Origin of the sequence: Synechococcus sp. CBW1004 (genome assembly GCF_015840715.1) — a bacterium.
Classification (GTDB): Bacteria; Cyanobacteriota; Cyanobacteriia; order PCC-6307; family Cyanobiaceae; genus Cyanobium.
In genome coordinates, this window is record NZ_CP060397.1 from 841,826 (window position 1) to 868,390 (window position 26,565).

The 26,565-nt window shown below is 68.1% G+C and carries 25 protein-coding genes and 2 tRNA genes; 22 read left to right on the forward strand and 5 right to left on the reverse strand.

The window, feature by feature from the left end:
* Nucleotides 1–61 precede the first annotated feature (61 nt).
* Nucleotides 62–859 (forward strand): sigma-70 family RNA polymerase sigma factor, encoded by a 798-nt coding sequence (locus H8F25_RS04000; protein WP_197212111.1) that lies wholly within the window; start codon nucleotides 62–64, stop codon nucleotides 857–859.
* On the opposite strand, the gene H8F25_RS04005 is transcribed toward H8F25_RS04000, so the two are convergent.
* Nucleotides 807–986: a sigma factor SigF gene (locus H8F25_RS04005; RefSeq protein WP_231597062.1), complete on the reverse strand. Its 180-nt coding sequence runs from the start codon at nucleotides 984–986 to the stop codon at nucleotides 807–809. The two genes, H8F25_RS04000 and H8F25_RS04005, sit on opposite strands and share 53 nt — an antisense overlap.
* A gap of 293 nt (nucleotides 987–1,279) precedes the next feature.
* Between H8F25_RS04005 and H8F25_RS04010 the strand changes: the two genes are divergently transcribed.
* On the forward strand, nucleotides 1,280–2,875 hold the full coding sequence (locus H8F25_RS04010; RefSeq protein WP_231597313.1) for a DUF3370 domain-containing protein: 1,596 nt from the start codon (nucleotides 1,280–1,282) through the stop codon (nucleotides 2,873–2,875).
* Nucleotides 2,876–2,900: 25 nt separating this feature from the next.
* Nucleotides 2,901–3,923, forward strand: coding sequence for a J domain-containing protein (locus H8F25_RS04015; RefSeq protein WP_231597063.1), 1,023 nt, complete (start codon nucleotides 2,901–2,903; stop codon nucleotides 3,921–3,923).
* A 1,598-nt stretch (nucleotides 3,924–5,521) separates the two neighbouring features.
* Here H8F25_RS04015 and apcD read toward each other — a convergent pair.
* Entirely contained in the window at nucleotides 5,522–6,016 is a 495-nt protein-coding gene (apcD, locus tag H8F25_RS04020; RefSeq protein WP_197212113.1) for an allophycocyanin subunit alpha-B, read from the reverse strand.
* Between the two features lie 125 nt (nucleotides 6,017–6,141).
* Between apcD and rlmD the strand changes: the two genes are divergently transcribed.
* Nucleotides 6,142–7,494 (forward strand): 23S rRNA (uracil(1939)-C(5))-methyltransferase RlmD, encoded by a 1,353-nt coding sequence (gene rlmD / locus H8F25_RS04025; RefSeq protein WP_197212114.1) that lies wholly within the window; start codon nucleotides 6,142–6,144, stop codon nucleotides 7,492–7,494.
* Nucleotides 7,495–7,533: 39 nt separating this feature from the next.
* Here the strand turns inward: rlmD and pheT are convergent, their stop codons facing one another.
* On the reverse strand, nucleotides 7,534–9,990 hold the full coding sequence (gene pheT / locus H8F25_RS04030; RefSeq protein ID WP_197212115.1) for a phenylalanine--tRNA ligase subunit beta: 2,457 nt from the start codon (nucleotides 9,988–9,990) through the stop codon (nucleotides 7,534–7,536).
* A gap of 132 nt (nucleotides 9,991–10,122) precedes the next feature.
* Here pheT and rpmG point away from each other — a divergent pair, with 132 nt between their 5' ends.
* The 3 genes from rpmG (at nucleotide 10,123) to H8F25_RS04045 (ending at nucleotide 12,694) form a co-directional block, all read left to right on the forward strand.
* On the forward strand, nucleotides 10,123–10,317 hold the full coding sequence (gene rpmG / locus H8F25_RS04035; protein ID WP_197212116.1) for a 50S ribosomal protein L33: 195 nt from the start codon (nucleotides 10,123–10,125) through the stop codon (nucleotides 10,315–10,317).
* A gap of 74 nt (nucleotides 10,318–10,391) precedes the next feature.
* The gene (gene rpsR, locus H8F25_RS04040) at nucleotides 10,392–10,613 is read left to right on the forward strand and encodes a 30S ribosomal protein S18 (RefSeq protein WP_006041316.1); all 222 of its coding nucleotides are present in this window, start codon (nucleotides 10,392–10,394) and stop codon (nucleotides 10,611–10,613) included.
* A 2-nt stretch (nucleotides 10,614–10,615) separates the two neighbouring features.
* Complete coding sequence (locus H8F25_RS04045) at nucleotides 10,616–12,694, forward strand: ribonuclease catalytic domain-containing protein (protein WP_231597064.1); 2,079 nt, start codon at nucleotides 10,616–10,618, stop codon at nucleotides 12,692–12,694.
* A 9-nt stretch (nucleotides 12,695–12,703) separates the two neighbouring features.
* Here H8F25_RS04045 and H8F25_RS04050 read toward each other — a convergent pair whose 3' ends face one another.
* Nucleotides 12,704–14,581 carry an FAD-dependent oxidoreductase gene (locus H8F25_RS04050; RefSeq protein WP_197212117.1) on the reverse strand — a complete coding sequence of 626 codons (1,878 nt, stop codon included), beginning with the start codon at nucleotides 14,579–14,581 and terminating at the stop codon, nucleotides 12,704–12,706.
* Between the two features lie 139 nt (nucleotides 14,582–14,720).
* Between H8F25_RS04050 and metG the strand changes: the two genes are divergently transcribed.
* Together metG and lptC are read left to right on the forward strand one after the other, a co-directional pair.
* Complete coding sequence (gene metG, locus H8F25_RS04055; protein WP_197212118.1) at nucleotides 14,721–16,301, forward strand: methionine--tRNA ligase; 1,581 nt, start codon at nucleotides 14,721–14,723, stop codon at nucleotides 16,299–16,301.
* Nucleotides 16,301–17,515 (forward strand): LPS export ABC transporter periplasmic protein LptC, encoded by a 1,215-nt coding sequence (gene lptC / locus H8F25_RS04060; protein WP_197212119.1) that lies wholly within the window; start codon nucleotides 16,301–16,303, stop codon nucleotides 17,513–17,515. The genes metG and lptC overlap by 1 nt, the downstream gene beginning before the upstream one ends.
* Here lptC and H8F25_RS04065 read toward each other — a convergent pair.
* Nucleotides 17,433–18,128, reverse strand: coding sequence for a cofactor assembly of complex C subunit B (locus H8F25_RS04065; protein ID WP_197212120.1), 696 nt, complete (start codon nucleotides 18,126–18,128; stop codon nucleotides 17,433–17,435). The two genes, lptC and H8F25_RS04065, sit on opposite strands and share 83 nt — an antisense overlap.
* 79 nt (nucleotides 18,129–18,207) lie before the next feature.
* Here H8F25_RS04065 and H8F25_RS04070 point away from each other — a divergent pair, with 79 nt between their 5' ends.
* The 13 genes from H8F25_RS04070 (at nucleotide 18,208) to H8F25_RS04125 (ending at nucleotide 26,526) form a co-directional block, all read left to right on the forward strand.
* Nucleotides 18,208–18,615: a tellurite resistance TerB family protein gene (locus H8F25_RS04070; RefSeq protein ID WP_197212121.1), complete on the forward strand. Its 408-nt coding sequence runs from the start codon at nucleotides 18,208–18,210 to the stop codon at nucleotides 18,613–18,615.
* Nucleotides 18,616–18,736: 121 nt separating this feature from the next.
* Complete coding sequence (gene psb32 / locus H8F25_RS04075) at nucleotides 18,737–19,390, forward strand: photosystem II repair protein Psb32 (protein ID WP_197212122.1); 654 nt, start codon at nucleotides 18,737–18,739, stop codon at nucleotides 19,388–19,390.
* Nucleotides 19,391–19,419: 29 nt separating this feature from the next.
* Nucleotides 19,420–20,565 (forward strand): proton extrusion protein PcxA, encoded by a 1,146-nt coding sequence (gene pxcA / locus H8F25_RS04080; RefSeq protein WP_197212123.1) that lies wholly within the window; start codon nucleotides 19,420–19,422, stop codon nucleotides 20,563–20,565.
* Between the two features lie 58 nt (nucleotides 20,566–20,623).
* The gene (locus tag H8F25_RS04085; RefSeq protein ID WP_231597065.1) at nucleotides 20,624–21,166 is read left to right on the forward strand and encodes a bifunctional adenosylcobinamide kinase/adenosylcobinamide-phosphate guanylyltransferase; all 543 of its coding nucleotides are present in this window, start codon (nucleotides 20,624–20,626) and stop codon (nucleotides 21,164–21,166) included.
* Nucleotides 21,166–21,657 carry a tRNA (cytidine(34)-2'-O)-methyltransferase gene (locus H8F25_RS04090; RefSeq protein WP_197212125.1) on the forward strand — a complete coding sequence of 164 codons (492 nt, stop codon included), beginning with the start codon at nucleotides 21,166–21,168 and terminating at the stop codon, nucleotides 21,655–21,657. Before H8F25_RS04085 ends, H8F25_RS04090 begins: the two co-directional genes overlap by 1 nt.
* 156 nt (nucleotides 21,658–21,813) lie before the next feature.
* Complete coding sequence (locus tag H8F25_RS04095) at nucleotides 21,814–22,836, forward strand: M23 family metallopeptidase (protein ID WP_197212126.1); 1,023 nt, start codon at nucleotides 21,814–21,816, stop codon at nucleotides 22,834–22,836.
* Between the two features lie 63 nt (nucleotides 22,837–22,899).
* Nucleotides 22,900–22,973 (forward strand) — tRNA-Met (locus H8F25_RS04100).
* A 115-nt stretch (nucleotides 22,974–23,088) separates the two neighbouring features.
* A tRNA-Pro gene (locus H8F25_RS04105) sits at nucleotides 23,089–23,162 on the forward strand.
* A 197-nt stretch (nucleotides 23,163–23,359) separates the two neighbouring features.
* A complete protein-coding gene (locus H8F25_RS04110) occupies nucleotides 23,360–23,746 on the forward strand; it encodes a hypothetical protein (protein ID WP_197212127.1) in 387 nt (128 codons plus the stop codon).
* Between the two features lie 437 nt (nucleotides 23,747–24,183).
* Entirely contained in the window at nucleotides 24,184–24,705 is a 522-nt protein-coding gene (locus H8F25_RS04115; RefSeq protein WP_231597066.1) for a hypothetical protein, read from the forward strand.
* 78 nt (nucleotides 24,706–24,783) lie between these two features.
* Complete coding sequence (locus tag H8F25_RS17530; protein WP_231597067.1) at nucleotides 24,784–25,056, forward strand: hypothetical protein; 273 nt, start codon at nucleotides 24,784–24,786, stop codon at nucleotides 25,054–25,056.
* Nucleotides 25,053–25,403, forward strand: a complete 351-nt coding sequence (locus H8F25_RS17535; protein ID WP_231597068.1) for a siphovirus Gp157 family protein — start codon at nucleotides 25,053–25,055, stop codon at nucleotides 25,401–25,403. Before H8F25_RS17530 ends, H8F25_RS17535 begins: the two co-directional genes overlap by 4 nt.
* 148 nt (nucleotides 25,404–25,551) lie before the next feature.
* On the forward strand, nucleotides 25,552–26,526 hold the full coding sequence (locus H8F25_RS04125) for an RAD52 family DNA repair protein (RefSeq protein WP_197212128.1): 975 nt from the start codon (nucleotides 25,552–25,554) through the stop codon (nucleotides 26,524–26,526).
* Nucleotides 26,527–26,565: the final 39 nt, after the last annotated feature.

Here is a 26,565-nt window from a genome sequence, read left to right on the forward strand (position 1 = left end):
GGGCTCTGTGAAGGAAGGGGAGCGCAGATGCCCCCCGTTCCGTTTGCCGTCCATCCCGTCCATGACCACCACCGCACCGCGCCGCTCGGACACCGCCTCCCCGGCACCTGCCGCGAGCGCCGTCCGCCGCTCCGGAGCCTCGGCCACCCTCCGCCGCCGGAACCGTCGCGTTGAGACCCACCGGGATCTGGTGCGGCCTCTGGCTCTCCACTACGCCCGTCGCTGCCAGGAGCCCCTGGACGACCTCCATCAGGTGGGGCTGCTGGGACTGATCCGCGCCGCGGAGCTGTATCGCCCTGAGCAGGGCACGCCGTTCGCGGCCTTCGCCAGGCCCCACATTCGTGGCGCCATCCTCCACTACCTCAGGGATGAAGCTCCTGCTGTACGGCTGCCGCGCCGCCAGGCCGAGCTTCAGGAGCGTCTGCAGCGGCTTGAAGGCGAAGCGGTCTGGACGGCGGGCGGGGCGGCGGATGGCCTGAGCCTCTGTCAGCGCCTCGGGGTCGATGAGGAGCACTGGAGGCTCCTGCTTCGCCACCGCCAGCTGTGCCGGCCCCTGCCCCTGGAGGGGCCGCAGCTGGAGGAACTGCCCGCCCCCGAGGAGGTTCCTGCGGAGGAGCGCCTCGTCGCCCTGCGGGAGCTCCTCGAGCAGCTGGATCCCCGCCAGCGTGAGGTGGTACGCCAGGTGGTGCTGGGGGGCTGGAGCTACCGCCGGCTGGCCGCCCGGATGCAGGTGAGCCCGATGACGGTGCAGCGACTGCTGCATCGGGGGCTCGCCAGCCTGCGTCAGCAGCTCGAGGAACGGGAGCTCAGGAGGGATCGGGCTGGCTGTCCCTCTGGATCTGCGCTTCGAGGGTGCTGATCGCGGCGTTCAGAGCCGCCAGCTGACGCTCAAGGCCATCCCGCCAGAAGCTGAGCATCTGGAGCTTGCGCTGCTGATGGCGGCGACGGAAGGCGAGGCCCTCCTCTCCCCCCCTGCAACATCCCATCGGTGGCATCATGGTGCGGTTTGCTTCGGCAGCAGGTTCTAGCTACCCCTTCGCATCCACCGGGAGTCGGCCAACGCCCCTCCCTCTTCCTGCCGCCACCGGCGGTGCGATGTTCCAGGCGACCCACGATCCAGGTCGGGAACCTCCCACCAGCCCCTCTCCTCTCCGCCGCATTTCCTCCCTGTCCAATCCGTCGCCCTGACCCGACCTCCCCGGGCGGTGGATCCCTCTGAACAGTTCCCACCCGCTGGCCCTTGCATTCGGTACGTCCCACTCCTGCTGTCCCGTCCCTGATGGCGGTGGCGGTGGCTCTCAGCGCCACCCTGCTTCCCACGGCCGCCCATGCCTACGTGGCCCTGATGGCCGGCCAGCGGGCCAGGCCCCTGAACGGCACCTTCAACAAGGTGCCCGTGCTGCACTCCAACCAGCCCGAGGAGGTGGAGGGGCCGGGAATCCTGATCAGCACCGCCCCTGGCTACGCCTACACCGCAGAGACCGGGCAGCCGCTCAGCAATGCCGCCTACACCTTCAATGGTGAGTTCGGCATGCATCTTCACCACAAGTATTTCCCTCCCAATCGGGCGTCGATTTCACCCGCTGATCGGCGAGCTGAACTCACGCTTGCGGCCATTCTGATCAATCCAGGCAACAAGCCTGTTCACATCCGTTTTGCGAATGGGGCTGTGCGTAACAGCTTCGAGGCCCCTTATCTCGCCAACAACCTGATGGGCGTCAAGCCGCTCGGTGTGCGCCCATGGAACACCGGCCCCGGCGATGCCACGGCGGTGCAGATGCTGCGCGGTCGTCTCGATGCGCGCCTCACCGATGAGATCACCATCCCGCCCCGTTCGCGTCTGGTGCTGTTCCAGACCGCTCTGCCGGCACTCGGCATTGCCAATGCCCTCTTGCGTGGCCGCAGCGATGGGCCGTTTCAGATCGCCGTGGTGGCAGCCAAGAACCCCCGAAGTGACGCCGATGTCCTGGCGGTGCTCGACAGCGGCCGCCTGGCTCCTGGTCGTGTCTATCTCAATCGCATCGCGGAGATCAACAATCGCCGCATCTTTTCCCGGGTCGGTGGGGTGGCCGTGGGTGATGCCTACCAGGCCTCGATCAGCCACGACCTGAGCAGCCAGGGGCCTCTGCATGTGCCCTTCACCAGCACCCATCGCCATGAATTCGGCACCGGTGACGTGCAGGTCAATCCGCTCGCCACCCGCATGCTCGATTCCTCTCTCGACAACGTCGGCACCTACGGCGTGCGTTTCGACATCGACCTCAACCTGCGTGGCAACGGCCCTTACGAGCTGGTGATGAGTCACCCGTCACCCACCGGAGGACGGGATTTCGTCGCCTTTCGCGGGTCGATCCAGATTCAGACCGAGGAGGGGCTTCGCGAAGTCCATGTCGGCCTGCGTTCCAGCCAGAGCCTGTCCCTCGGTCAGCTGAACCTGCAGCCTGATCGTGACAACAAGGTGCGGGTCAGCATGGTCTATCCGGCTGATGCCACTCCCGGCCATCTGCTCAGCGTCGTGACCGCCACCCAGCTGGCCCAGGTTCAGGAGCGGGAGCGCCGGCTGGCCCTGGCGCGCAGTGCACCGCCGCCGCCGGTAACGCCCGCGGCTGCTCCCCCCCAGCTTCCTGCAGCGCCGGGGCCGGGCGCGGCTGCCATGCCCGCACCTCCCCCCCGTTTGGCCCCACCGCCCCCCCTGGCGGGTCCCGCTCCTGCCGGCCAGCCCCTCAGGCCACCGCCGGCGCTGTGGCAACCAGCGCCTCCAGGTGGCCTGGCGCCGCCCCCTCTGTCACCCCAGAGTGCCGACCCCCTGATCGAGCGCTACCGTCAGGCGGTTGAGAACCAGCGACGCCTGATGCAGGGCTGGTCGCAGCCATGAGCCCGGCCTGAAGGAAACCATCCCCGTGGACGAGCCGGTCGCCAAGAGCTGGAAGCGCACCAGTGTCGAGCTGCCGACCTCCATGATCGAGCAGATCGAGCAGCTGCGGCGCGAGTGGGGACTGCGCCATCGCGGCGCCGTGCTGGAGCGGCTGTTGCTGCAGATCTTCGAAGGGGATGGCGATGAGCCGGCCCTGCCCGAGGATCTCGAAAGCGCCAGCCGCGGCGTCAGCGAGCCGGAGGAGCTGGATGACCAGGTGGCTCTCGTTCTGATCGGACGAGGAGAGCTGGAGCCGGTGGAGGTGGAACCGGAGGGATCCGCCGCCGGCGAGCGCAGCGACGCCACCCGGCGTGGGGGGATCGATCTGCCGGGTTTCGTCCAGCGCCGGGCCCGCGAGATCAAGCGGGGGCTGCGCACACCCATCCCGGATTCAGGCACCGCTCCGGTTCCGCCGTTGCGCCTGTCGGCCGAGGAAATCGAGCAGGCGCTTGTCGAGGCACGCGACCACTGGAGCCATCTCTATGGCCATGCACCCAGTTCCACGGTGCTGGAGAACGCCATGATCTGGCTCGCCCATGACATCTGGCCCCATTCCGATCAGAGCGACGGTCGCCTGTTCACCTGGAGTGCCGCCTGTCAGGTGATGCGCGATGTCGCTCCCTCCTGGACCGACAGCCCACCCAGCTTCGAGCGGGTGATGGTGGTGGCCGGGGTGCTCGAGGATCCCTACAGCGCCTCGACTCTGGCCCTGCGGTTGCCGACGCTGATCCGTCGCTTCGTGCAACGCTTCCGGCGCCGCAGCCGCGGCACCTCCTTCCAGACCCTGGAGCACACGATGACGCTGCAGGGAGCCCTGAAGCTGCTGCAGCTCCCGACCCATCTCGGCCAGAGCCTCACCCTGGGACAGATCCGCGAGGCGTACCGGGAGATGGCTCTGAGTCACCATCCCGACGCCGGCGGCTCTGCCGAGGCGATGCGCCGCATCAACGAGGCCTACCAGCTGCTCAAGGAGCTCTACCGGAAGCACAGCAACGCCCAGAGTCGCTGACTCGCCTGTCTCGGGCAGGCCTTGTTGATAGACGCATGATGCGTCTTGCCTGGGACGGCTGAGAGCTCGAGACCGCTCTCGACTCGACCGGACCAAGGCCCCTCGACCAGGTAGCCATGTCGAGTGCCGTGGGTCCCGATCGGGTCTCTCCATGAGTCCCGGGATCAGGCTCGCCTGGTCTCCGTGAGATTGATCCATCTGGGGTGGTTCCTGCACGGGCATGGGATGGCCGCACCTCCCTGGGGCATCACCCGGAATTGCGCGGGAGGGTGATCGCTTCCCGTGCGATGGGTTCACGCCCCGAGCGGCACGGTTCCGTCGTGCGCGCTCGATTGTGGTGCCGTTCAGGGAGGCGCCCTGCTGTCCGTCCGAGCTCGGCGAGGCTTTCCGAAGCGGCAGCCCTGCCTGCTCCATGACGGGTCCGAGCTGTCTCGTCCGGGATCGCTGCCTGGACTGAGCACCGGACACAGGTGCGACGATCAAGACCCTGATTTTCTGCGATTTTCATCTGAGCGTCTGGTCTTGCCGGTTCCCTGCGTTCCCGGGCTCAGAACGCGCGGGTTCCGGCTGCGGGCTGAGCCGTCGGGATACCTGGTGTGGCCATGGCCAACTCTGGCCAATCACGAAACCCCTTTCAGGCAGACGTCTCTGACTCTCTGCGTACCTGCTTCAGACACAGGTACGCAGGGTGTTAGCTTTCTGGGACGGGCCTGTCGGTCGTGATTCGGCATCCTTGGGTCGCTGCCATGGAACAGGCAACGCGTGCTCCGGACATCCGATGGCCGTTCATCAGTCTGGATCGCCTTCGGGGAGAAGAATCTGGCGATCAGGGATCACTCCTGAGCGGGTCCTCCCGTGCCGGTGGTGCGCAAAGGGCTCAGCCCGAGTCTTGCCATTGCTGATCAGCCGTTCAGGTCATGTCGGTCTGTCGCGCAAGTCCTGCATGCGTCCCAGACCAAGACCTGTGACAAGACTATTGCGAGACTCCTGCATCATGCTTTTACGCCCTCGCCGGTGTCCTCGGCCGATGCTCGACCGACTGCACGCCCTCCCGCTCTGAGACCGTTCGGATCATCAGAGTGCAGGAGAGGCATCTGACTGGTCTGCTCCAGGGCGCCAAATGGATCGCGCGTTGGTCGCTGGATGCTGCCCCTTTCGCTCATGGCAGCGGTGCCATGACATGGCGCACGGGAGGCACTCGGCTCGGCACCCCTGCGGCGGGTCGCTCCAGGGACGAGTCTTCTCGTCTGTCTTGCCTGTATCGCGAGGCTAGAAGCGAAATGGGATCTGGCTGAGACTCAAGAGAGCCTCTCGTGGCTGCTGCTGCTTGGCCGTCGCGGTCTTTCCCGAGAGTCCTGGCTAGGTACCGACGCAAGACCTGCGCCGAGACCATGGTGCGACACCTGAGTCGCGCAGGGGATTCCTCGTTGTTTCAGGCCGTGCTGATCCACGGGTCGCTGCCATCCCTTGGCGCAAGACGCACGCGACAAACAAAAAAAGCGGCCCCCCGGGGACCGCCGCATCGTGATGGCTCACGGATCTGATCGACTGAGTCTGAGCGCGACGGCCGGCTTCAGGCTCCCGTTCGGCACAGGGGCTCAGGTGGTGGTCTGCATCCCCTGGATCAGGAAGTCGAAATAGGGCGCAGCCAGGGCAGCATCCTCGCCATTGAGAAGATCGAGAGCCGCCTCCTTGAGCGTGCGCATGGCCTCCACCATGCCGGGCATCGGCACACCAAGGCTGTTGTACATCTCGCGGGCACCCACCAGTCCGATCTGCTGGATCATCTCGGTGCTGCCGGCGAGCACGCCATAGGTCACCAGGCGCAGGTACCAGCTGTAGTCGCGCAGGCACTGGGCTCGCTGCTTCTGACCGAAGGCATTGCCACCGGGAGCGACATATTCAGGCTTGCGCGTGAACAGCTGCTTGGCGGCTTCGTTGACGATCTTCTTCTCGTTCTGCGTGAGGACGCGGATCACGCTCAGGCGGCGATTTCCTCCTCCCAGGAAGTCCACCATCGAGCGCAGCTCGCCACCGGTGGGATAGCGGAGCTGATCATCAGCCTGGAGGATCAGATCGCGAACGACGCTCATGGCAGCGACCACAGACCGGCGCATTCTATCGAGCGCAACCGACCAGGCCCGACCTGACGTCGAAGGTGTAACGCCCGTTTGCACGCGCACCGATAGGGTCAGGCCAGAGGGATCGGGGCGGCGTCATGGACCAGGAGCAGGCGGCGGCGGTGGAGGTGCAGGTCACCGATCTCGACCGTCAGGGACGGGGCATCGCCCGCCACGGCACTCAGGTGTTGTTCGTGGACGGCTGTCTTCCCGGCGATCGCGCCGAGGTGCGCCTGTTGCCGCGCCGACGCGGTCAGATCAGCGCCCAGCTGCTGCGGTTGCTGCAGCCCTCCCCGGAGCGCCGCCGGCCTCCCTGCATCCTGGCGGACCACTGCGGTGGCTGCAGCCTGCAGCCGTTCAGTCCCCGGGGGCAGCAGCAGTGGAAGCAGGAGCTGGTGCACCAGACGCTGCTGCGCATCGGCGGACTGGATGTGCCGCTGGAGCCGCTGCTCACCGCCCCCGCGGAGCTCGGCTACCGCAACCGGGCGATCATTCCGCTGGAGCGCTCCGCGGATGGGCGCCTGCGCGCGGGCTTCTACCGCCGCGGCTCCCATCAGATCGTCAACATGAACCGCTGTCCGGTGCTCGACCCGCGTCTCGACGTGCTGATCGCGCCGCTCAAGGCGGACCTCGAGGCCACCGACTGGCCGGTGGACCGGCACGGCAGTGAAGGGGGCGGACTGCGCCATCTGGCCCTGCGGGTCGGTCATCACACCGGCGAGCTGCTGATCACTCTGATCGCCAGCCACGGCGACCTCGATGGCCTGGAGGACCAGGCCCAGGCCTGGATGGCCCGCTGGTCCGACCTGGTGGGAGTGACTCTCAACCTGCAGCCCAGGCCCACCAACCTTCTCTTTGGTCCCCAGACCCACACCCTGGCCGGCCGTGACTGGCTGCACGAGCGGTTTGCGGACCTGGTTCTGCAGATCAACGGCGACACCTTCTTTCAGGTGCACACCAGCCAGGCGGAGCGACTGGTGCCGTTGCTGGAGGCCGCCCTGGCCTCGCCGCGCGGTCTGCTGGTGGATGCCTACTGCGGCATCGGCACCTATTCCCTGCCGTTGGCGCGGCTGGGCTGGCAGGTGCTCGGCCTCGAGCAGCATCCCGGCGCCGTGGCGCTGGCCGAACGCAACGCCCTGCTCAACGGCCTCTCGGAACGCTGCCGCTTTCAGACGGCCGATGTGGTTCAGGCCCTCGAGCCCGTGCTGCCGCATACCCAGGCCCTGCTGCTCGATCCTCCCCGCAAGGGACTCGATCCCCGCGTGCTGGCCGCGATCGCCGCCTGCCCGCCACCGCAGCTGCTGTATCTCAGCTGCGATCCCGCCACCCTGGCCCGCGATCTGCGACAGCTCTGCACAGGTGGCTATCGCCTGAGCTCGGTGCAGCCCGTGGACTTCTTCCCCAACACCACCCACGTCGAGACGCTGGCTCGGCTGGAACGGGCCACCTGAGAGGGCCCTCCAGGGTGCACACGCCTCAGGGGCCGGCCATCAGCTGCGCAGCCTGGCGCCGAACTGTTTCTCCAGGCTGGCGCGCACCTTGTCGTGAACCTTCTGCACCTCCTCATCGGTGAGGGTGCGGCGCTCATCGCGGTAGCGGAGGCGGAAGGCCTGGCTGCAGCTTCCCGATTCCACCTGGCTGCCGCTGTAGCGGTCGACGAGCTCCACCTGCTCCAGCAGCGGTTTGCCTGCTTTCCGGATCGCCTGAAGGAGTGCCGATGCCGTGGTGTCTTCGGGCACCACCAGGGCCAGGTCGCGCTCCGAAGCGGGCACCGTGGCGAACGGCCGGAAGGCCGGCTGCCAGCGGTTGCGGCGCGTGGCGGCGCTCAGCACAGGCTGCAGCGACAGGCTGAACAGATAGGTGGCATCGGGAAGATCCAGTGCCTCGGCCCGCGAGGGATGCAGCTGGCCGAACCAGCCGGCCGGCCGGCCCTCCACCACCAGCTGGGCGCAGCGCCCCGGGTGCAGCAGGCCAGGCTCCCCGAGGCTGCCATCCCCCGGACGGTCTTCCAGTGGAAGCTGCAGCGGCGCCAGGCCGGCCTGCAGCACACCACGGGCCTCGTAATAGTCGGGGCAGCGGGGCTTGCCGCTGCTGCTCCAGAGCTCGGAGCGCCGTTCGCCGGCGATCACCCCCACCAGCAGGCTCTCCTCGCGGGGCAGATCGTTCGTGGGATGGAACACCTGGCCGATCTCGAAGCCCCAGAACCCGACCTGGGAGGCCTGCAGATTGCGACGGGCCGCCTGCAGCAGCTCTCCATGGAGGGTGTCGCGCAGGTGGCCGTAGTCGGCGAGCAGTGGGTTGGCAAGAGGGACCCGCCCCTCGCCGGCCTCCACCAGCGTCAGGGAGCAGCATTCCTGCAGGCCCGCCGCCGTCAGGGCCCGGCGCAGCCGCCGCTCGGCCTGTTGTTCGGGGGTCAGACCACCCGGCTCGAGCGGATCGGGCAGATGGGCCGAGAAGCGGTCGTAGCCCACCAGCCGCGCCACCTCCTCGATCAGATCCACCTCGCGGCGCAGGTCGACGGCCCGCTCGGGCGGCACCTGCACCAGCCAGCCCTCCTCCGAGCCTTTCAGGGTGCAGCCGAGGGCCTCCAGAGTCGCTTCAATCCGCGCATCGGGCAGATCCTGCTCCTCGCCGTCGCTCTGCACCGGACCCAGCAGGTTGTGCAGGGCATCGCGCCGCAGTTCCAGGGCCTCCGCCGGGCCCTCAGGCCGTCGGTGGCACCAGCGGCCCACCACCGACGCGCCGGCCAGCTCCTTCAGGAGCGCCACGGCCCGGTCGGAGGCCGCCAGGGTGACCTGGCTGGGCAGACCCTTCTCGAAGCGGCTGCTGGCCTCGCTGCGCAGGCCGACGCTGCGGGCGGAGCGGCGCACCGCCTGCGAGGGGAAGACGGCTGCCTCCAGCCAGATCGCTGTTGTCGTCTCGCTAACGGCCTCCTCCATCCCACCCATCACACCGGCCAGGGCGATCGGGCGATCGGCATGGGTGACCACCAGGGCGTCCTCTCCCAGCAAACGCTCCTCGCCATCGAGGGTGAGGAGCCGTTCGCCGGGCCGTCCGCTCCGCAGGCCCACCCGGCCTGGATCGGCCGTGCCGCCGGCACCACGGGCCAGGGCGTCCCGGTCGAAGGCATGCAGGGGTTGGCCGGTCTCAAGCATCACCAGGTTGGTGATGTCCACCACGTTGTTGATCGGACGCACTCCGGCCCGTTGCAGGCGCTGCTGCAGCCAGGCCGGAGAAGGCCCCACCTGCACCCCCTCCAGGGCCGTGAGGCTGAACAGTCCTCCCTCTTCCATGCGGGCCAGGTCCGTGGCGGCGGCAGCCAGCGGCTGGAGCGGCGCCGCCTCCGGAACCGGGTTGAAGCGGGTGTGGCCACCGCAGAGGGCCGCCACCTCCCGGGCGATGCCGCGCATCGACAAGCCATCTGGACGGTTGGCGGTGATCGCCAGCTCCAGCACCTGATCCTCCAGGCCGAGGGCCGGACCCACCGGCTCACCGATCGATGGAAGCGCCGGCAGAAGCTCGTCGAGGATGGCGATTCCGTCGCTGCTGTCGGCCAGGCCGAGTTCCTTGAGCGAGCAGATCATTCCGCTGCTGGCGACACCTCGCAGCTCGGCCGACTTGATCGTCAGACCCACTGCGGGGAGGGTGCTGCCCACCAGTGCCACGGGCACATGGATGCCGGCCCGGACATTGGCCGCGCCGCAGACGATCTGCAGCGTCTCTCCATCCGCCACCCGCACCTGGCAGACGCTCAGCTTGTCGGCGTCCGGGTGGGGGTCACGCTGCTCGACGTAGCCGACGACGACGCCCCGGGCCAGGGCGGAGAGATCCTCGATCTCCTCGACTTCGAAGCCCGCGATCGAGAGCCTCTCCGCCAGCTGGGAGGGCTCGAGCTGATCTGGCTCCACCTGCACCAGCTCCTGCAGCCACTGGAGCGAGACCCGCATCGAACCAATCAAATAAGTAGGCCGGATCCTAGGCAGCGGTCCCGCGCCGGCCCCTGGCTGGGTGGGACAGTCGGGGAGGTATGGTGCTCGTTCAACCTCGTTTCGCGCACGCGGCGCAACGTCCTTCCCACCATGGCCAAGAACAAGGGCGTCCGGATCGTGATCACTCTCGAGTGCACCGAATGCCGGTCCAACCCCGCCAAGCGATCTGCGGGTGTGTCTCGCTACACCACCCAGAAGAATCGCCGCAACACCACTGAACGGCTGGAGCTGAAGAAGTTCTGCCCCCACTGCAACAGTTCCACGACCCACAAGGAGATCAAGTGAGGTTGTCGGCTTTGTGCCGCCCTTCCCCGCTCCAGTCCTGACTGTCGCCTTCGTTCCACCGTTCTCTCCCTGCCATGTCCAGCTCCTTCTTCAAGAAGCGCCTGTCGCCGATCAAGCCCGGCGACCCGATCGACTACAAGGATGTCGATCTGCTCAAGAAGTTCATCACCGAGCGCGGCAAGATCCTGCCCCGCCGTCTCACCGGCCTCACCGCCAAGCAGCAGCGTGACCTCACCAACGCGGTCAAGCGTGCCCGCATTGTGGCCCTGCTTCCCTTCGTGAACCCCGAAGGCTGAACTTGCCGCCGTCCCGCAGTCCGCTGCCCCGGCGCTCCAGCCTGCATCCCGGTGATCTGGTCGGGCTCCTCGAATCCCGGGGGGCCCTTCTTGCCGTGGTGGAGGACGTGCGATCCGGCAAGATCGCCCTTCGCATCGGCTGGGAGGGGCGTCGCGCCACCGCGCCCCTACGGGATCTTGAGCTGATCGCCGCACTGCCCGATGCCGCGGCCGCGGTCCCCGTTGACCCTGCTTCGCCTCCCTGGTCCCTGCAGCGGGAGTCTGTCGCGAAGGCCCTGCCGGCGAAGCGGGAACTGGCCGCCGCCTGGCTGCTGCTGCGCGAGAGCCCCGATTCCGCCGGCAGCGCTCCCTGCCTGGAACTGGCCGAGCTCGCCGATCTGCTCGGTGATGGCGCCGAGCCCGCCCTGCGGGCCGCTCTCTGGCTCTGGCTGCAGGGCGAGCAGGATTGGTTCCGCTGGCGTCAGCAACGGGCCGAGCCCCGTCCCCCCGAAGAGATCCGCCAGCGCCGCCGCCAGCGCCATCGCCAGCAGCTCAGTGACACGCGGCGGCGGGCCTGGCAGCAGGCGCTCATCGCCCGTCAGCCGCTGGATGTCACCCGCCTTGATGCCGAGGCCCGCGCTCAGTTGACGCTTCTGCGCCAGTGGGCAGCGGGGGACTGTCAGCTACCACTGCCCGCTGCGTTGGTGCCGGTGCTGCACCGCGCCCACTGCCCACAGGAACCGGGCGCGATCCGGCACCTTCTGGTGGATCTCGGCCAGTGGGAGCGGCACCATCTGCCCGCTCTGGAGGACACGACCTGGGCTCTCGGGTTCAGCCCGGAGCTGGAGCGGGAGGCGGCGCAGCTTGAGGCAGCCGCCGAAGATCCTCAACCGGGCGATGCCGATCGGCTTGATCTCACTGCGCTCCATTGCTTCACCATCGACGACGAGGACACGCTCGACATCGATGACGCCCTCGGCCTCGAGGAGCTGGCGGATGGCCGTCACGCTCTCTGGATTCACATCGCCGATCCCGGTCGCCTCATCCAGCCGGACTCTCCGCTCGATCTGGAGGCGCGCCGCCGCGCCAGCAGCCTCTATCTGGCGCGCGGCACCCTGCCGATGTTCCCGCCGCGGCTCGCCAACGGCGTGTTCAGCCTCCGGCAGGGCCGGCGCAGTGCCGCCTGGAGCCTCCGGCTCGAGCTCGACGACCAGGGTGAGCTGCACAGTCAGCGCCTGGTGCGCAGCTGGATTCGGCCTGCCTATCGGCTGAGCTACGCCGATGCGGATGAACTGATCGAGCTGGCACCGCCCCAGGAGCCCGCGCCGGCCCTGCTGCACCGCCTGCTGGAGCGCCGTCGTCAGTGGCGTCTGCGGCGCGGCGCCCTCTGCCTCGATCAGCCGGAGGGCCGCATCCACAGCCATGGCGAGGATGCCGAGCTCGCGATCAGCGAACCCACGGCGGCCCGGGCGCTGGTGGCCGAGGCGATGATCCTGGTGGGTGCGGTGGTTGCCGAACTCGGCCGTCAGCATGGACTGGCTCTGCCCTATCGCAGCCAGCCAGCGGCAGGGCTGCCCGCTGCCGAGGAGCTGGCGCTGCTGGAGCCGGGGCCCGTTCGTCACGCGGCGCTCAAGCGCTGCCTCAGCCGCGGCCACATGGGGGTGACGCCAGCGGCCCACTTCAGCCTCGGACTCGACGCCTACGTGCAGGCCACCTCACCGATCCGTCGTTACGGCGATCTTCTGGTGCAGCGACAGCTGGAGGCCCATCTCAGCGGTCGCCCGCCCCTCGATGCCGCCGCCATGGCGGCCCTGCTCGAGCAGATCGAGGGTCCGCTGCGGGAGGGCATCCGCATCAGCCGCGACGATCAGCGCCACTGGCAGCAGGTGTGGTTCGAGCAGAACCATCAGCCCAGCTGGGCCGCTCGGTTCCTCCGCTGGCTGCGGCCCCAGGATCAGCTGGCGCTGGTGCACCTCGACGACCTGTGCCTTGAGCTGCCCGCCACCGCGCCGGCCGGCTGCGAGCCGGGCACGGCGCTGCGGGTGCGGGTTCTGCTGGTGGATTCGCTGCGCGACCAGCTGCGGCTGCAGGCCACCACCTGACGCTTCGCTTCACGCCAGCCGACTGACCCGCAGCCAGGGACCCCAGGGATTGGCGCAGCCGATCAGGGCCACGGGGGCGGGGCGGTCCTGCTGCTGCAGCCAGTGATGCAGCGCTGGTTCCAGGGTGATCACCGGCCAGGGCCGTCCGCCCACCACCAGGCGGTAGCCGCCCTCGCCGTCGGGTTCCAGTTCTCCCTGCCACAGCCGTTCGCCGGGCTCCGCCGGAACCTGGTGGGGATTCAGCACTCCCCCGGGGCCGGCCGCCAGGTGTCCCTGCCGGTCGAGGCGGGCGGGGTCATCGAGGGCCTGACGTTGCCGCTCCGCCCAGGCGGGGTGGTGCCAGGGGGTGTCCCAGAGCGGCAGCGGCCCGGCGGGAGCCTGCCGGTCCGCGATCAACGCTTCCTGCAGCTGGCGCACAGGCAGCTCCCCCGGATCGAGCCCCAGGCGCACGCACAGCGCCGCCGCCAAGCCGGCCACCTGGCCGATGTTCAGCACCAGCGGCTGCAGGCGGGTGGCGCCGTTGGCCATGTGGCTGACGCTGAGGCACTTGTCGGCGGCCAGCAGATTGACCACCCCAGTGCTCACCAGCGCCCCGTACGGAATCGTGAAGGGGGTGCCGCTCCAGCGGCCGCCCCAGCGGCAGCTCTTGGGCGCCAGCGGCCAGTCGCCTCCTGGGTAGTGGTGGTCATTGGCGTAGTTGCCCACCGCGATCGCGCTCAGGGCGCCGGCGGCATCGCGCGGCAGTGCCGCGATCGAAGCCCCGGGGCCCTGGGGCAGCAGGTCCTGTTCGATCACGGTCTGCAGGCCCACCAGCCGCCGGCCCTCGCGCCAGTAGGGCATCGCCGCCAGCCAGGCTGCCGGACTGCCGGATTCGGCCGGGAAGCCAGTCCCCCGCTGCAGCCAGCCGCCGCTGGCTTGCTCAAGAGCCCGGGCAAAGCGCAGGCTGTGGGCCTGCATCTCGGCGAACAGCGCGGCCTCGGCCTGTGGATCGGCGCTGAAGGCACGCGCCAGGCCGTCGTGCCAGTCGTTGCCGTGCAGGGGCCAGTTGAGCATCACCAGCCCACCGGGCAGTCGGCCGTAGGTGATCGTGCGCTCCAGACCGAAGGCCTCACAGGCCTGCTCGAACGGCGGCGGCAGCGGGGGCGCGCCAGTTGGAGAGGGGCCTCCCTCCTGCTGATGCCCAGCGCTGCCGGGATTCACCGACAGGCGTTCGCGCGCCAGCTGGCCCATCACCACCCAGGTGGGTGACTGCACCGGCTGCTCCTGAAAGAACGGCTCCCGCTCCAGCCGCTCGCGGCTGGGGGCACTGGGCTCCCCCCATTGCTCCTGGGCCTCCCAGCCCAGGCGGTGGGACGCCCCCGCCAGGGCGAGCAGCTCGCCGCGGTCGCTGCCGTCGATCACCAGGGTGCAGGGCACCCGGCGGTGGCTGCCTGGACGGTCTGCGCCGCCACCCCCTGAGCACTCCACCCGTACGGCGCAGATGCGCGTCCCGGCCCGCTCCACTTCCAGCAACCGGCAGTGCGGCCACCACTGGAGGTTCGGCAGCGCCCGGACCCAGTCCTGCAGGATCGCTTCGGCGGTGGCCGGCCGATACCCGAAGCAGCTCACCCAGTTGTGGTCGAGACCCTCGGGCTCCCGCCGGGCAAGCTCCCGCAGAAACGCCCCCCACAGGCCCGTCTGCCAGGTGGTGAGTTCATTGCCATCAGGGCAGCACACCCCGGCGGCACTCACCATCCCGCCCAGCCAGGCCCCGGGTGTGAGCAGCAGGGTGCGCGCGCCGCTTCGAGCTGCCTGCAATGCCGCCGCGACACCGCCGCTGCCGCCCCCCCACACGAGCACGTCCACCGTCTCCCCTGACCCCGTGCGGCTGCCTTGCCCTGTTGCCATGACCGGACGTTCCGTTGGCCCCGATCCTGCCGGGTCCGCTGCCGGGTGCCCCCGGTAAGATCCGGCCTGACGGCTGGACGCGGCGATGGCGCTGGCGGCGGCGCAGCACCCCCGAATCCCGCCTTCCATCCCCGCGTTGATGGCCTACACGCTCACCACACCGCTCTATTACGTCAACGACAGGCCCCATCTCGGCAGCACCTACACCACGCTGGCCTGCGATGCCATCGCCCGCTTCCGGCGGCTGAGCGGCGAGGAAGTGATCCTGGTCACCGGCTGCGATGAGCATGGGCTCAAGATTCAGCGCACCGCCGAGGCGGCGGGGGTCACCCCTCAGGTTCACTGCGATCGCGTCAGCGACCGCTACCGCGATCTGTGGCAGCGCTGGGGCATCAGCCACGACCGGTTCATCCGCACCACCGACCCTCACCACCGGCGGGTGGTGGAGCAGTTCTTCGCCCGCGTCGAAGCCAGTGGCGATGTGATCGAGGGGCGGCAGCAGGGCTGGTACTGCGTCGCCTGCGAGGAGTTCAAGGACGACCCGCACGAAGCCGACGATCCCGAGTGTCCGATCCATCGGCGCCCCCTGGAATGGCGCGATGAGGTGAATCTCTTCTTCCGCCTGTCGCGCTATCAGCAGCAGATCGAGGACCTCGTCTCCCGGCCGGGCTTCATCGCTCCGGCCAGCCGGCGCCGCGAGGTGGAGAACTTCGTGGCCGGTGGTCTGAAGGATTTCTCGATCTCCCGGGTGGGCCTGCCCTGGGGAATTCCGGTGCCCGGGCACGGCGACCACACCTTCTACGTGTGGTTTGACGCGCTGGTCGGCTACCTCTCCGCCCTGCTCGACCCTTCGGTGCCGGTCGATCTCGATCAGCTGGCGAGTCGCGGCTGGCCGGCGCAGCTGCACGTGATCGGCAAGGACATCCTGCGGTTCCATGCGGTCTTCTGGCCGGCGATGCTTCTGTCGGCCGGCCTTGAGCTGCCCGAGCGGGTGTTCGGCCATGGCTTCCTCACCCGTGAGGGCCAGAAGATGGGCAAGTCGCTGGGCAACGTGCTTGATCCGGAAGTGCTGCTTGAACGGTGCGGCGGCGATGCGGTGCGCTGGTATCTGCTGCGTGACATTCCCTTCGGCGAGGACGGCGACTTCCAGCAGCAGCGCTTCCAGGATCTGGTCAACAACGATCTGGCCAACACGATCGGCAACCTTCTCAACCGCACCGCTTCGATGGCGCGCAAGTGGTTCGTGGAGGCCGTGCCGCCTTCCGGAGACGCCGCTGCCGGGGATCATCCGCTCGCCCAGGCCTGCCGGACGGGTCTTGAGGGCTACCTGCAGGCGATGGATCAGGTCGACTTCCGCAGGGCCTGCGAGGCGGTGCTGCAGCTGGCGATTGAGGCCAACGGTTACCTCAATGACCGTGCTCCCTGGAAGCTGATGAAGCAGGACGGGCAGGCGGATGTCGTCGCCGCCGATCTTTATGCGGTGCTCGAGACCTGTCGCTGGATCGGTCTGCTGCTGGCGCCGCTGCTGCCGGATCTGTCGCAGCGGTTGCTCTCTCAGCTCGCTGAACCCGCCTGGGAGAGCCGCTCCGGAGGGGCTCTCGGCGGCGATGCGGTCTCCCCGTGGCGTGCTGCCCTGCAGTGGGGAGGCCTGCCCGCCGGGCGCGCGCTGCCGGAACCCTCCCCGGTGATGCTCCGGCTCGAACTGGATCAACCCCTGTGATGGCCGCTCCAGCCCGCCGCTTGCCGCTCGTCGCTGCCCTGGCGCTGTTGCTCCCTGCCTGCGGCAGTACCCCTCTGAATCGCCCACCGGAGGCCAGTGCACCCCCCTTCGTGTTCCGCTCCCTCGACCTGCGCCAGCAGGATCTGCTCGGCCGGCCGACCTGGTCGCTGATCAGCCCGGAGGCCCGCTACGACATGCGTCGCCGCGTCGCCCTGGCCGAGACGCCCCGGGGCATGATCTTCCGCAACGGCAAACCTGCGTACCGACTGTCGGCCACCAGCGGCACGGTGCTCAACGATGGTGAGGTCGTTCTGCTCGAGGGCCGCGTCCGCGTCGAGCAACTGGGCGCCAATCCGATGCTGATCCGCGCCGAACGGGCCCGCTGGTTCCCGGAGCGCAAACTGATGGAGATCGATCGTCGCCCTGAGGCCCTTGATGCCTCGAATCGGCTGACGGCGGACCGCGCCAGCTTCAATCTGGACAGCAACCGCCTCAGCCTGCGCGACAGGCCGAGGCTGCAGCACTGGAACCGTCGCTTCGAACCGTTCCGGGACGTCGATCGCGGCCTTCCGGAAGTGGTTCTCCGCGTCCGCGAGGCCGACTGGTACCCGCTGAATGGCACCCTCCAGACACGCGGTCCGGTGCTCGCGCGTCGGCGCGTTCCTGGCAGGACCGAGAAACAGCCCAGGCAGATCCTCACCGCCACCAGCCTCGATGGCAACACCACCACCCAGGAGTACTGGCTGCGGGCTCCGGTGCGGTTTCAGGACGCCGCCGAGGCCACTGACCTGCAGGCCCGGGATGTGCGGCTTGACCTGCGCGAGCGCCGGGCCACCAGCGACAGTCCCTTCCAGGGCAGTCGTCGCGAGCTGCGGGTCCGTGGTCGGAGCTTCCTGGTTCAGGAGGATCAGAAATGGGTCACCATCCCTGAAGGCTGCCAGCTGTTTCAGACGGGTGATGCCCTGCAGGCCCGTCAATGCCGCTGGAACTGGGGAACCCAGGCTGTCGAGGCCGATGGTGGCGTCGAGCTGCGACGCCAGGCCCACCAACAGATCAGCCGAGGCGAGTTTCTGAGGGGACGGCTCGGTCCGGCCGGCGAGATCACGCTCACCAGCCCGGGCGGTAGGGTGTTCAGCCGGTTCCAGGTGCCCCAGCGACCCGGTCCACCGCGGCTTTCGCGGCCGCGTCCAGCTGCGGAGCCCATTCGCCTGTGAGGCGGCGGGTCCAGCCCTCCAGCCAGGTCAGATCACTGCGGCTGAAACAGCGGGCCGACCATCCACCCAGCACCAGAACACCGGCATCCTCCAGAGGCTGCACCACCACCGAGGGGAGGCCGGGAAGCAGGGCTTCAAACTCCGCCCGGCCTGGATAGAGGCGCAGGTCCACCAGCGAGATGGCCCGACCGCTCTGCCTGGCCCGTTCGCAGATCGCCCCCTCGATGAAGGCCTGGTCACCGGCCTCCAGGGGCTGGAGACCACGGCGCAGCAGCACCACACCACGCCAGACCAGAAGAAGTGTGGCCGCGGGCGTGGCGGTGAGCAGCAGGGCACTGCCCCAGGCCAGTTCGCGCTGCAACGACGGGTCCAGCCCCTCAGCCAGCTGCAGCCTCTCCACCCCCTGGAGCGGGGCACGCTCCGCCGGCTCCGGCGCGATCCGCGTCCAGAGCAGACCGACCAGCATCAGGACCACCGCAAGGATGCTGGCAAGCACCCCGGCGCGTTCCAGGGCCGGCTCGACGCTGCCGGCGGTGAACTGATTCAGCACACTGAGCGACAGGCCGATCGCGCCGGCGACGAGAGGAATGCGGGCGGCGACCGGAAGGGCCATGCATGAGCGGGTTCGAAGCCGCTTCAGGATGCCGGAACGGCCGCCCGCTGCTCCAATGGGAAGGCGATCGACGTTCCCCATGACTCCAGCCGAGGCCTTCGCGGCCCTTGCCCTTGTCGCCGTGGCCTGTGACGGCAGCCTGGAACGGGAGGAAGCCCATGCCCTGCGTGAGCAGCTGGAGGCGCGCACCCCGTACCGCAACCTGAGCGAGGCGACCATGGGGGCGATGTTCGACCAGCTGCTCGAATTGCTGCGACGCGATGGCTGGCAGGGTCTGCTGGCCGAGGCCCTTCCCCTCCTGACCGCCGAGCAGCAGGAGACGGGTCTGGCGATCGCCGCCCATCTCGTGCAATGCGATCGCCTCGTGCAGCAGGAGGAGCTGACGATGCTCGAGAGCATGGCCGCCCAGATGACTCTCCCCGCCGAGCGCTCGCGCCAGATTCTCGAGGTGATCCGCGTCCTCAACCGCGACAGCCTGGCCGGCTGAAGGCAGACTGGCCCCAGAACGCCCAGGCGCCGTGAAGACTGTCTCCCCGCCGCAACCCAGCCTCCGACCCTCCCTGCCGCCACCCCCGTCGTTGGGCCGTGCGGGTGTTCCCTTCGCGTGGATGCTCGCGGTTCTGCTGACTCTGCTGCTGCCGCTGGCACCGGTCCATGCTCTGTCGCTGAGCGATCTGCCTCCCGATCCACCCGCCGCCCGGGTGCTCGACACGGCGGATGTGCTCAGCAGGGCCACCCGTGCTGATCTCGACAGACAGTTGCAGGAGCTGGACGGAGAGCGCGTCGACGCCCGTCTGATCACCGTGAGTCATCTCGATTACGGCCTCGACCTCTCCCAGCTCGGTTCCCAGTTGCTGGAGCGGTGGTCGGTGGAGGGCAACGGCGGGGGTGAGGGTGAGTCCCAGCTGCTTCTGCTGATCGACACCCAGAACAAGGCCACGGCGATTGTGGCCTCTCCGGCTCTGCAGCGACAGCTGCCGGCGGCGCTGCTGCGGAGCACGGCCCGGACGACCATGGCGCAGCCCCTGCGCGAGGGCGATCGCTACCGCCAGGCCAGTCTCGATGCCCTGACCCGCCTGCGCACCGTGCTCCGGGGGGGTGAGGATCCGGGAGACCCCGTCGAAGCCGAGGTGGCCGTCCCCGTCAGCAACATCCCCACGGCTGAGGAGACCCGGGAGGGCAACGGTCTGACCTGGGTCGTCGTGCTGCTGGTGGTTGGCTCGGTGGTGCCGATGCTGACCTGGTGGGTGTTCTCCCGCTGAATTCCCGCCCGCTTCACGCCACACTTTCCATGGGACTGACCGACTGGATGGGCACCTTCGGACGGGCCCAGTCGCTGGATCTGAGCAACGATCTGGAGCGGGGCTATGAGGCCGCTCTGCTGATCCAGAGCATTGAGCTGGAGCACTACAACGACCGGCCTGTCAGGCCCGAGCTCGAGCTGCGCCTGCCCCGTGGCATGCAGGCACAGATTCTGCGGCGCTTCAGGGCTGCCCTGCAGGTCTGTCGCCAGACCCTCGAGAACGTCGAGCCCTACCGCCAGGAGCTCTCCGGTCAGGAGATCCGGCAGATCCAGCTGGTGGAGGCGGTGGCCTCCCGCTACGACGAAAGACGACAGACGCTCCCCGCCATCAGCCGTTCGCCGGAGGTGTTGCCCCGCAGTCTCCTCGGGGTGGTCGATCAGGTCCGAAGGCAGCTGGATCCGGATGCGGAGGCCAGCGTGGTCGCCGGTTTCCGCCGTCGTCGGGATTCCACCCTCGTCTCCCTGCGCATCCTGCTGCTGCTGATTCTGGTTCCGGTTCTGATCCAGCAGTTCAGCCGCACCTACATCGTGACGCCAGTGGTGGACCGCCTGTCTCCCGAGCATCCGCTGGTGACCTATCCACGCCCCCAGCTCGAGGAGAAGGCTGTTCAGAAGTTGAGGCTGTACCAGGCCGAGATCGAATTCGAAGCGTTGCTCCAGGATCAGCCGCTGCCGACGCGCGAACAGATGCAGCAGAAGCTCAACCAGAAGGCCCACGAACTTGAGGAGGAGGCTCAGCAGGAGGGGTCCCATGCGGTCAAGAATGTGCTCTCCGATGGCTTCGGTCTGATCGGGTTCGTGCTCGTCTGCCTGCTCGGTCAGCGGGACATCCAGGTGCTGCGTGGCTTCATCGACGAAATGATCTATGGCCTGAGTGACAGCGCCAAGGCGTTTGCGATCATTCTCTTCACGGATATTTTCGTTGGCTTCCACAGTCCGGAGGGCTGGACGGTGCTCCTTGATGGTGTTGCCCACCACCTTGGTCTGCCAGCGCGCGAGAATTTCATCATGTTGTTCATCGCCACCTTCCCTGTGGTGCTGGCGACGATTTTCAAATACTGGATCTTCCGTTATCTCAACCGTGTGTCCCCCTCCTCGGTGGCGACCCTGCGCAATATGAATGGTGGAGGTTGAGAGCCTGTCCGTACATCCCCTGTCTTCTGCCGTCGACTCCTCCGCTCAGGCCCCTGCCGTGGGCATCACCCTGATCTGCGGCCCTGCCGGTGGAGGCAAAAGTCGATGGGCCGAACATCTGGCGTCCTGCAGTGGCCGCCAGGTCGTCTATCTGGCCACCGGCCCGCTGCTTCCAGACGATGCCGACTGGCAGCAGCGCCTGGAGCGCCATCGCCGCCGTCGTCCGGCCCAGTGGCTCTGCCGGGAGGTGGGGGCCGAGCTGGCACCGGCGCTCTCGGATCTCAGGGACGGCCAGATCGCCCTGATCGATTCTCTCGGCACCTGGGTCGCCGCCTGGCTCGATGCCGACGCCCCACTGTGGTGTCGCTGCTGTGATGTTCTGGTGGAGTCCCTACGCCTCAGCCACGCACCGCTGCTGCTGGTGTGTGAGGAGGTGGGCTGGGGGGTCGTGCCCAGCTCGGTCGCCGGCGGACGATTCCGGCAACGCCTGGCGGAGCTCGAGCAACGGCTGATGGCTGACGCAGCGGCGGCATGGCTGGTGATCGCCGGCCGGGCGCTGGATCTGCAGCAGCTTTCCGTTCCGGTCCCGCCCGAGCCGTGATGCCCCGCGTCGTCCTGGTTCACCCGGAGATCCCCCCCAATACCGGCAACGTCGCCCGCACCTGCGCCGCGACGGGGACGGAGCTGCATCTGGTGGAGCCCCTCGGCTTCGAGATCAGTGACCGCCAGCTGCGTCGTGCTGGCCTGGATTACTGGCCGCTCGTCGACCTGCATCGGCATCGATCGCTCGAGAGCTTTCTGAACGTGCGTCGCAGCCTCGGTGGGCGGCTGGTGGCGCTGAGCGCCAGGGCCCGGCAGGACTACACGGAGTTCCGCTTCCAGCCGCACGACTGGCTGCTCTTCGGCTGCGAAAGCGTTGGCTTGCCAGAGGCTCTTCAGGAGCAGGCCGATGCCTGCCTGACGATTCCGATGCGCCTCTCGTCGACTCCGGAAGGCGTGAGCGTGCGCAGCCTCAATCTGTCCGTTTCCGTCGGCGTCGTGCTCTTTGAGACCCTCCGTCAGGCAAAAGGCCCTGCACCACAAGGCGTCTAGAGAGTCTTGTCCGCTTGTCCCGATCTGGGACCTGCCGGGGACGACCGCCCGGATGGCACCCGGCGCCTTGTCCGGGGCGGTACAGGGCGTTACTCTCTGCGCGGCCCGGGGATGTCGGCTTCTCTGCCGGGCTTTGCCGTATGGGTGACTTTCTGCATGAAGCCTTCTCGCTGGATCCTGCCCCTGTTGCTGACGACTCCCGCGATCGCTCCTCTTCTCTCCGCCATCGCTGACAACAGCAGGAGCGCTCCGAGTTCTCAGTCACTGTTGCTGGCCGCCCTGCCTCCATTGCCTCAGGAGCTCACCTGGGTCTCCGCCACCGAATCGGTGACGATCGAGGAGCTCTCCAGCCAGCTCTCGATCGATGAGACCCAGCTGGCACGCCTCAACAACGTCGACGAGGACCATCGCTTCGACAGGGGTGAGTGGATCGCGCTCCCTTCCCGTGATCAGTCGTCCCTGAGCCAGATCGCCAGTGTTGATGCGTCTTCGGCTCGCACCATCCCCCCCCAGCAGGTGCAGCGGACCCCGCTCACCAGCTCAGGAGTGATCCGCTTCGGTGACACGATCGCCGAGATCGCTCGCCGCTACGGAATGACGATCGCCGAGCTGCTGCGTCTCAACCCTGGCCTGGAGACAGCACGGCTTGTCGTCGGCTCCCAGGTCCGTCTCGCGCAGTCCGCACCCCTGCCGGCGATCCGCCCCGTGCTGGGACTGAATCCTGTCGGCAGCGGCGGCACCAGCTGGCCGGAGACCCCCCAGTTCGAGCCAGGAAACGGCTTTGAGGCTCCTCGGACCGCCGGCTTCATCTGGCCTGCCGAAGGGGTCTTCACTTCGGGCTTCGGCTGGCGTTGGGGCCGCATGCACAAAGGTATCGATGTGGCCAACAGCGTCGGTACCCCGATCCGTGCTGTCCAGGATGGCCAGGTCAGCTTTGCTGGCTGGGACGACGGTGGCTATGGCTACCTTGTCAAGCTCACCCACGCCGATGGCACGCTGACTGTTTATGCCCACAACAGCCGCATCCTGGTTCGGACGGGTGAATTCGTCAGGCAGGGGCAGAACATCAGCCTGATGGGAAGCACCGGCCGCAGCACCGGGCCCCATCTGCATTTCGAGGTGCGTCCCCCCGGGCGCTCTGCGGTCAACCCGATGCAGTTCCTCCCACCGAGAGCCTGAAGCCAGAGCCCCCTTGATCCCTTTCAGGGGGGCGGCGCTTGATCCGGTAGGATCTCAGCTCACGGCTCGGTAGCTCAGCTGGTTAGAGCGTGGGATTCATAACCCCAAGGTCGCGAGTTCAAGTCTCGCCCGAGCCATCGGTTCATGCTCTTTCGAGTGATGAACCATCCGGTTTTCAGTCCCCACGGCTGTCCCCTCAAGCCGGTTTCTGGGAACGTCCCTCTGTGTTCGTTATGAGCTGAAAACCTGTTTCGGGGCGTGGCGCAGCTTGGTAGCGCGGGTGCTTTGGGAGCACTAGGTCGCAGGTTCGAATCCTGTCGCCCCGACTGACTTTTCACCGATCGACCAAGGGAGATGGGAGAGATTTGGGGAGAGATTCTCGCTCCGCTCCCCACCGGGTGATCTCTCCCGCTCCACATGGGAGAGGTTCTCTCCCATGCTCGATAGGACTGGATGGGCCACTGAAGACAGATCGCCGTGGGGCCTCGATGATTGATGTCCTGATCTGCCAAGGGCTGGGGTTGTGTCCACTCGCCTGATCGTTTCCGACAACCGTGACGACCCGGGCAACCCGCTGGTACTCGATGGTGAAGCCATTGACGCAGCGGCGCGGGATCCACTGGCCATCGGAAAGCTGATGGTCGATCAGGTCTGGGCAGAGGGGAGCGATCCCACAGGTGGGGGCCTGTACTACGAGCGCAGCAGCAACCAGCACCGGCGGCTGCAGGCCTTTGAGACCGGCAGCGAAGACTTCATGACCGGCGGCTGGGTGCGGGTGCTGGCCACCGCGGAGCAGGTGCAGCGTGAGCGCCCCGGCATGGAGCAGGCAGCCAGGGCGGGCCTGGTGAAGATCCACGGCATCCACCGGGGCGTGCTGCTGGTGGAGTTCCTGGACGTTCCCTGGGGCTGAGCAGCCACCGCAGGGCTCTGGTCGTCGTCGGCCGTCCTTCAGCGTGCCACGGCTGAGCCGTGGCGTGCATCGGCCAGCCGCCGCCGCCCTCCGCGCTGGGGCCGGTGTGGTGGGTGGTAGCGGGCTTGGCCGCGCTCCCGCGGCTGCGGTGGCGTGGCGGCCCGTCCCTTGCGGTGCGCGGGGTGCTGGCTCAGGTGGCCTCGCGCGGCTGCGCGGCCGGTGTTGGTTTGGTGGCTCATTCAGTGCCCCTTCTTTGCATCGAGATTCCTCGGCTTCCAGTGGCATCGGCCCGTTGAGTTCCATTGCCCTGCAGCGGCTCTGCCGGCCCCGTAGTGCGCTTGTACTGGTAGAATAAAGGTTGCGCCAAAGGCCACGAGCCCATCGCCGGCGGCAACGAAATCCTCAGACAACTTGTCCCGTTCGTTTGCTCTGTAGCCATGAGCTTGTCTTCTGCTGCAGTGGCCCCGGCCGCTGCATTGGCCCTCCCTGGCCTGTTGCCTCCGCCTGTTCAGGTCCATCGCTCGGTGGTCATCGTCGCCGGGGGTGGGCGTGATCTGGCCTGGCCCGTTGAGCGCATCGCCTACGCCCTGGTCCAGCGCAGCGGTGGCCGTGCCGTTCATCTCCTTCCGCATGGCGGTGCCCGTGGTGCCGATCAGGCCATCGGTCGGGCTGCTCATCAGCTCGGCTGGCGCGTCCAGTCCCTTGCCGCTGAGTGGCGGCGCTTTGGCCGCTGCGCCGGGCCCATCCGCAATCGGCAGCTGCTTGAGCAGGCCCTCATCGAGGCCCAGGCCCACACCTCCCCGTCCTTCAGCGCCTCGGTGCTGGTGGTCGCCTTCCCCGGTGGGCCCGGCACCGCCTCGCTGGTGCAGCAGGCCCGGCGCTGTGCCACTCGTTCCCCGGTGCCGATCGCGGTGATGGAAGTCTCTGCGCCCTTCTCCCCCGAGCCCCTCGCCGCCTGATCGGCGCCCTCCTGTCTCCCTCATGCCGGTCCGGTGTTGCGGGTCGGCCCCATCCCTCTGCTCTTCACTCCTTCCCCCATGGCTCTCCTCTCCCCTCCCTCGTCTGCACTCGTCCAGGCCGCGCCCGCTGCCGCCGGTCCGGTCTGCTCCTTGCAGCGCTCCGGCTCTCTCTGGCAGCTGAGCATCGAGGCCCAGGAACTCACCACCGCCATTGGCCTGCTCGCCGAGCAGCTGGAGGCCGATGACGACGACACCCGCGCCCAGGCCCTCGGCGAACTTGAGGGGCCCTTTTGGCGGAGGAAGGCAACAAGGCGGCACTCGCCGCCAAGGCTGATGCCACCTGCTGGGTGATCGAGCACCTGCGAGGCCAGGCCTCCTACCGCCAGCAGCAGGCCAAGCGCCTCACCGAGCTGTCCCGCTCTGATGCCAGCCGGGCCGATGCCCTTGAGGACTCGCTGGTCCTGGTTCTCACCCGGCTGCAGCCCACCTCTACCCGCTTCTCCTTCCCCAACCACGAACTCACCTCCCGCAAGTCCCAGGCCGTCGAGATCGACGACGAAGAAGCCCTCCCCTCTGAGTGGCTGAGCTTCACCACCACCAGCAAGCCCGACAAGGCCGCCATCAAAGAAGCCCTCAAAGCCGGCCAGCAGATCACCGGCGCCCAGCTCGTCTCCCGCCGCTCCTGGCGCATCCACTGAGGGGGGGGGGCAGAGCCCCCTTTGTCATGGGCGGCTGCAATTGCGGGCCCAGGCGCTGCAGCAGACATCAACCAACAGCCCAGGCCCCGGCATCGGCAGCAGGCCGCCGGGGCCATCCCTCGTTTCCACTTCTCACCCACGCCACGCCATGACCGTCACCACCCCCACTCGCAATGGCCGCAGCGCCCCTGGCCGGCCGCCGACAGCCCTGGAGCTGATCCGCCGGGCTGACGCCACGCCGGAGGCATCGCCGGCAAAGACATCGCCCCCGCAGCAACCCTCACCCGGCTTCTCCCCCGAGCAGGTCGCCGCCTTGGCTGCCCCCCTCGATCGAGCCAATGTCCGTCAGCGGGAGCAGGGCCGCGGAAAGGTCGCCTATCTCGAAGGTTGGCAGCTGATCGCCGAAGCCAATCGCATCTTTGGGTTTGACGGCTGGCAGCGGCAGACCATCGCCGTCCGCTGCGTCGCCCAGGGCGAACGCACGATCGGAAGAGAGCAGCGATCAGGCTGGGGCGTGACATACACCGCCCGCGTCCGCGTCACCGTGACCGCCGGTGGTTTGCCGCCTCTCGTCCGCGAGGGCACCGGCGCCGGCCACGGCATCGACACCGATCTGGGCCAGGCCCATGAATCGGCGATCAAGGAGGCCGAAACCGACGCCATGAAACGGGCGCTGATGACCTTCGGTAACCCGTTCGGACTCGCCCTCTACGACAAGCAGCAGCGGGAGGTCACTGGGTCAGGCGGCGCACCAGTCACCTCGGGACGTCCTGCCGCTCGGCCGGCGACAGCACCGCAGCCCAACGGCAGGCCGCAGCCCACCCAGGGCCCGACCCCATTGGCGGGCGCTCAGCCGAGAGCTCTATCACCGGCTGGCCAAACCCCATCAGCCCCTACAGCCCCCGAACCAGCTCAGGTGCCCCTGCCGGCCGACACCATCCAGCAGCTGCACAGCACCCTGCGCAGCCTGCCCAGGCCGCTGCTCGACTCGCTCACCCAGGGTTTCCGGCGGCGGTTCCAGGTACCCGATAGCGCCGTGACCATCGCCGACCGAATCATCCTGCAGTGCCATCACGATTGGATTGAGACCTTCCTCGTGCAGCACTCCGACACCAGGGCCTGACCAGCTGGCGCTGAACCACCTTCCCTGCTAGTACAGGTG

Excerpts from the sequence above, each read along its gene's own strand:
- H8F25_RS17530 (WP_231597067.1), top strand. The coding sequence starts at position 24,784 with ATGGCTCTCCTCTCCCCTCCCTCGTCTGCACTCGTCCAGGCCGCGCCC.
- pheT (WP_197212115.1), bottom strand. The coding sequence starts at position 9,990 with ATGCGGGTCTCGCTCCAGTGGCTGCAGGAGCTGGTGCAGGTGGAGCCA.
- H8F25_RS04065 (WP_197212120.1), bottom strand. The coding sequence starts at position 18,128 with ATGGCCCTTCCGGTCGCCGCCCGCATTCCTCTCGTCGCCGGCGCGATC.
- H8F25_RS04115 (WP_231597066.1), top strand. The coding sequence starts at position 24,184 with ATGAGCTTGTCTTCTGCTGCAGTGGCCCCGGCCGCTGCATTGGCCCTC.
- rlmD (WP_197212114.1), top strand. The coding sequence starts at position 6,142 with ATGGACCAGGAGCAGGCGGCGGCGGTGGAGGTGCAGGTCACCGATCTC.
- rpmG (WP_197212116.1), top strand. The coding sequence starts at position 10,123 with ATGGCCAAGAACAAGGGCGTCCGGATCGTGATCACTCTCGAGTGCACC.
- H8F25_RS04070 (WP_197212121.1), top strand. The coding sequence starts at position 18,208 with ATGACTCCAGCCGAGGCCTTCGCGGCCCTTGCCCTTGTCGCCGTGGCC.
- H8F25_RS04095 (WP_197212126.1), top strand. The coding sequence starts at position 21,814 with ATGAAGCCTTCTCGCTGGATCCTGCCCCTGTTGCTGACGACTCCCGCG.
- psb32 (WP_197212122.1), top strand. The coding sequence starts at position 18,737 with ATGCTCGCGGTTCTGCTGACTCTGCTGCTGCCGCTGGCACCGGTCCAT.
- H8F25_RS04000 (WP_197212111.1), top strand. The coding sequence starts at position 62 with ATGACCACCACCGCACCGCGCCGCTCGGACACCGCCTCCCCGGCACCT.
- H8F25_RS04050 (WP_197212117.1), bottom strand. The coding sequence starts at position 14,581 with ATGGCAACAGGGCAAGGCAGCCGCACGGGGTCAGGGGAGACGGTGGAC.
- metG (WP_197212118.1), top strand. The coding sequence starts at position 14,721 with ATGGCCTACACGCTCACCACACCGCTCTATTACGTCAACGACAGGCCC.
- rpsR (WP_006041316.1), top strand. The coding sequence starts at position 10,392 with ATGTCCAGCTCCTTCTTCAAGAAGCGCCTGTCGCCGATCAAGCCCGGC.
- apcD (WP_197212113.1), bottom strand. The coding sequence starts at position 6,016 with ATGAGCGTCGTTCGCGATCTGATCCTCCAGGCTGATGATCAGCTCCGC.
- H8F25_RS04125 (WP_197212128.1), top strand. The coding sequence starts at position 25,552 with ATGACCGTCACCACCCCCACTCGCAATGGCCGCAGCGCCCCTGGCCGG.
- H8F25_RS04010 (WP_231597313.1), top strand. The coding sequence starts at position 1,280 with ATGGCGGTGGCGGTGGCTCTCAGCGCCACCCTGCTTCCCACGGCCGCC.
- H8F25_RS04005 (WP_231597062.1), bottom strand. The coding sequence starts at position 986 with ATGGGATGTTGCAGGGGGGGAGAGGAGGGCCTCGCCTTCCGTCGCCGC.
- H8F25_RS04090 (WP_197212125.1), top strand. The coding sequence starts at position 21,166 with ATGCCCCGCGTCGTCCTGGTTCACCCGGAGATCCCCCCCAATACCGGC.
- pxcA (WP_197212123.1), top strand. The coding sequence starts at position 19,420 with ATGGGACTGACCGACTGGATGGGCACCTTCGGACGGGCCCAGTCGCTG.
- lptC (WP_197212119.1), top strand. The coding sequence starts at position 16,301 with ATGGCCGCTCCAGCCCGCCGCTTGCCGCTCGTCGCTGCCCTGGCGCTG.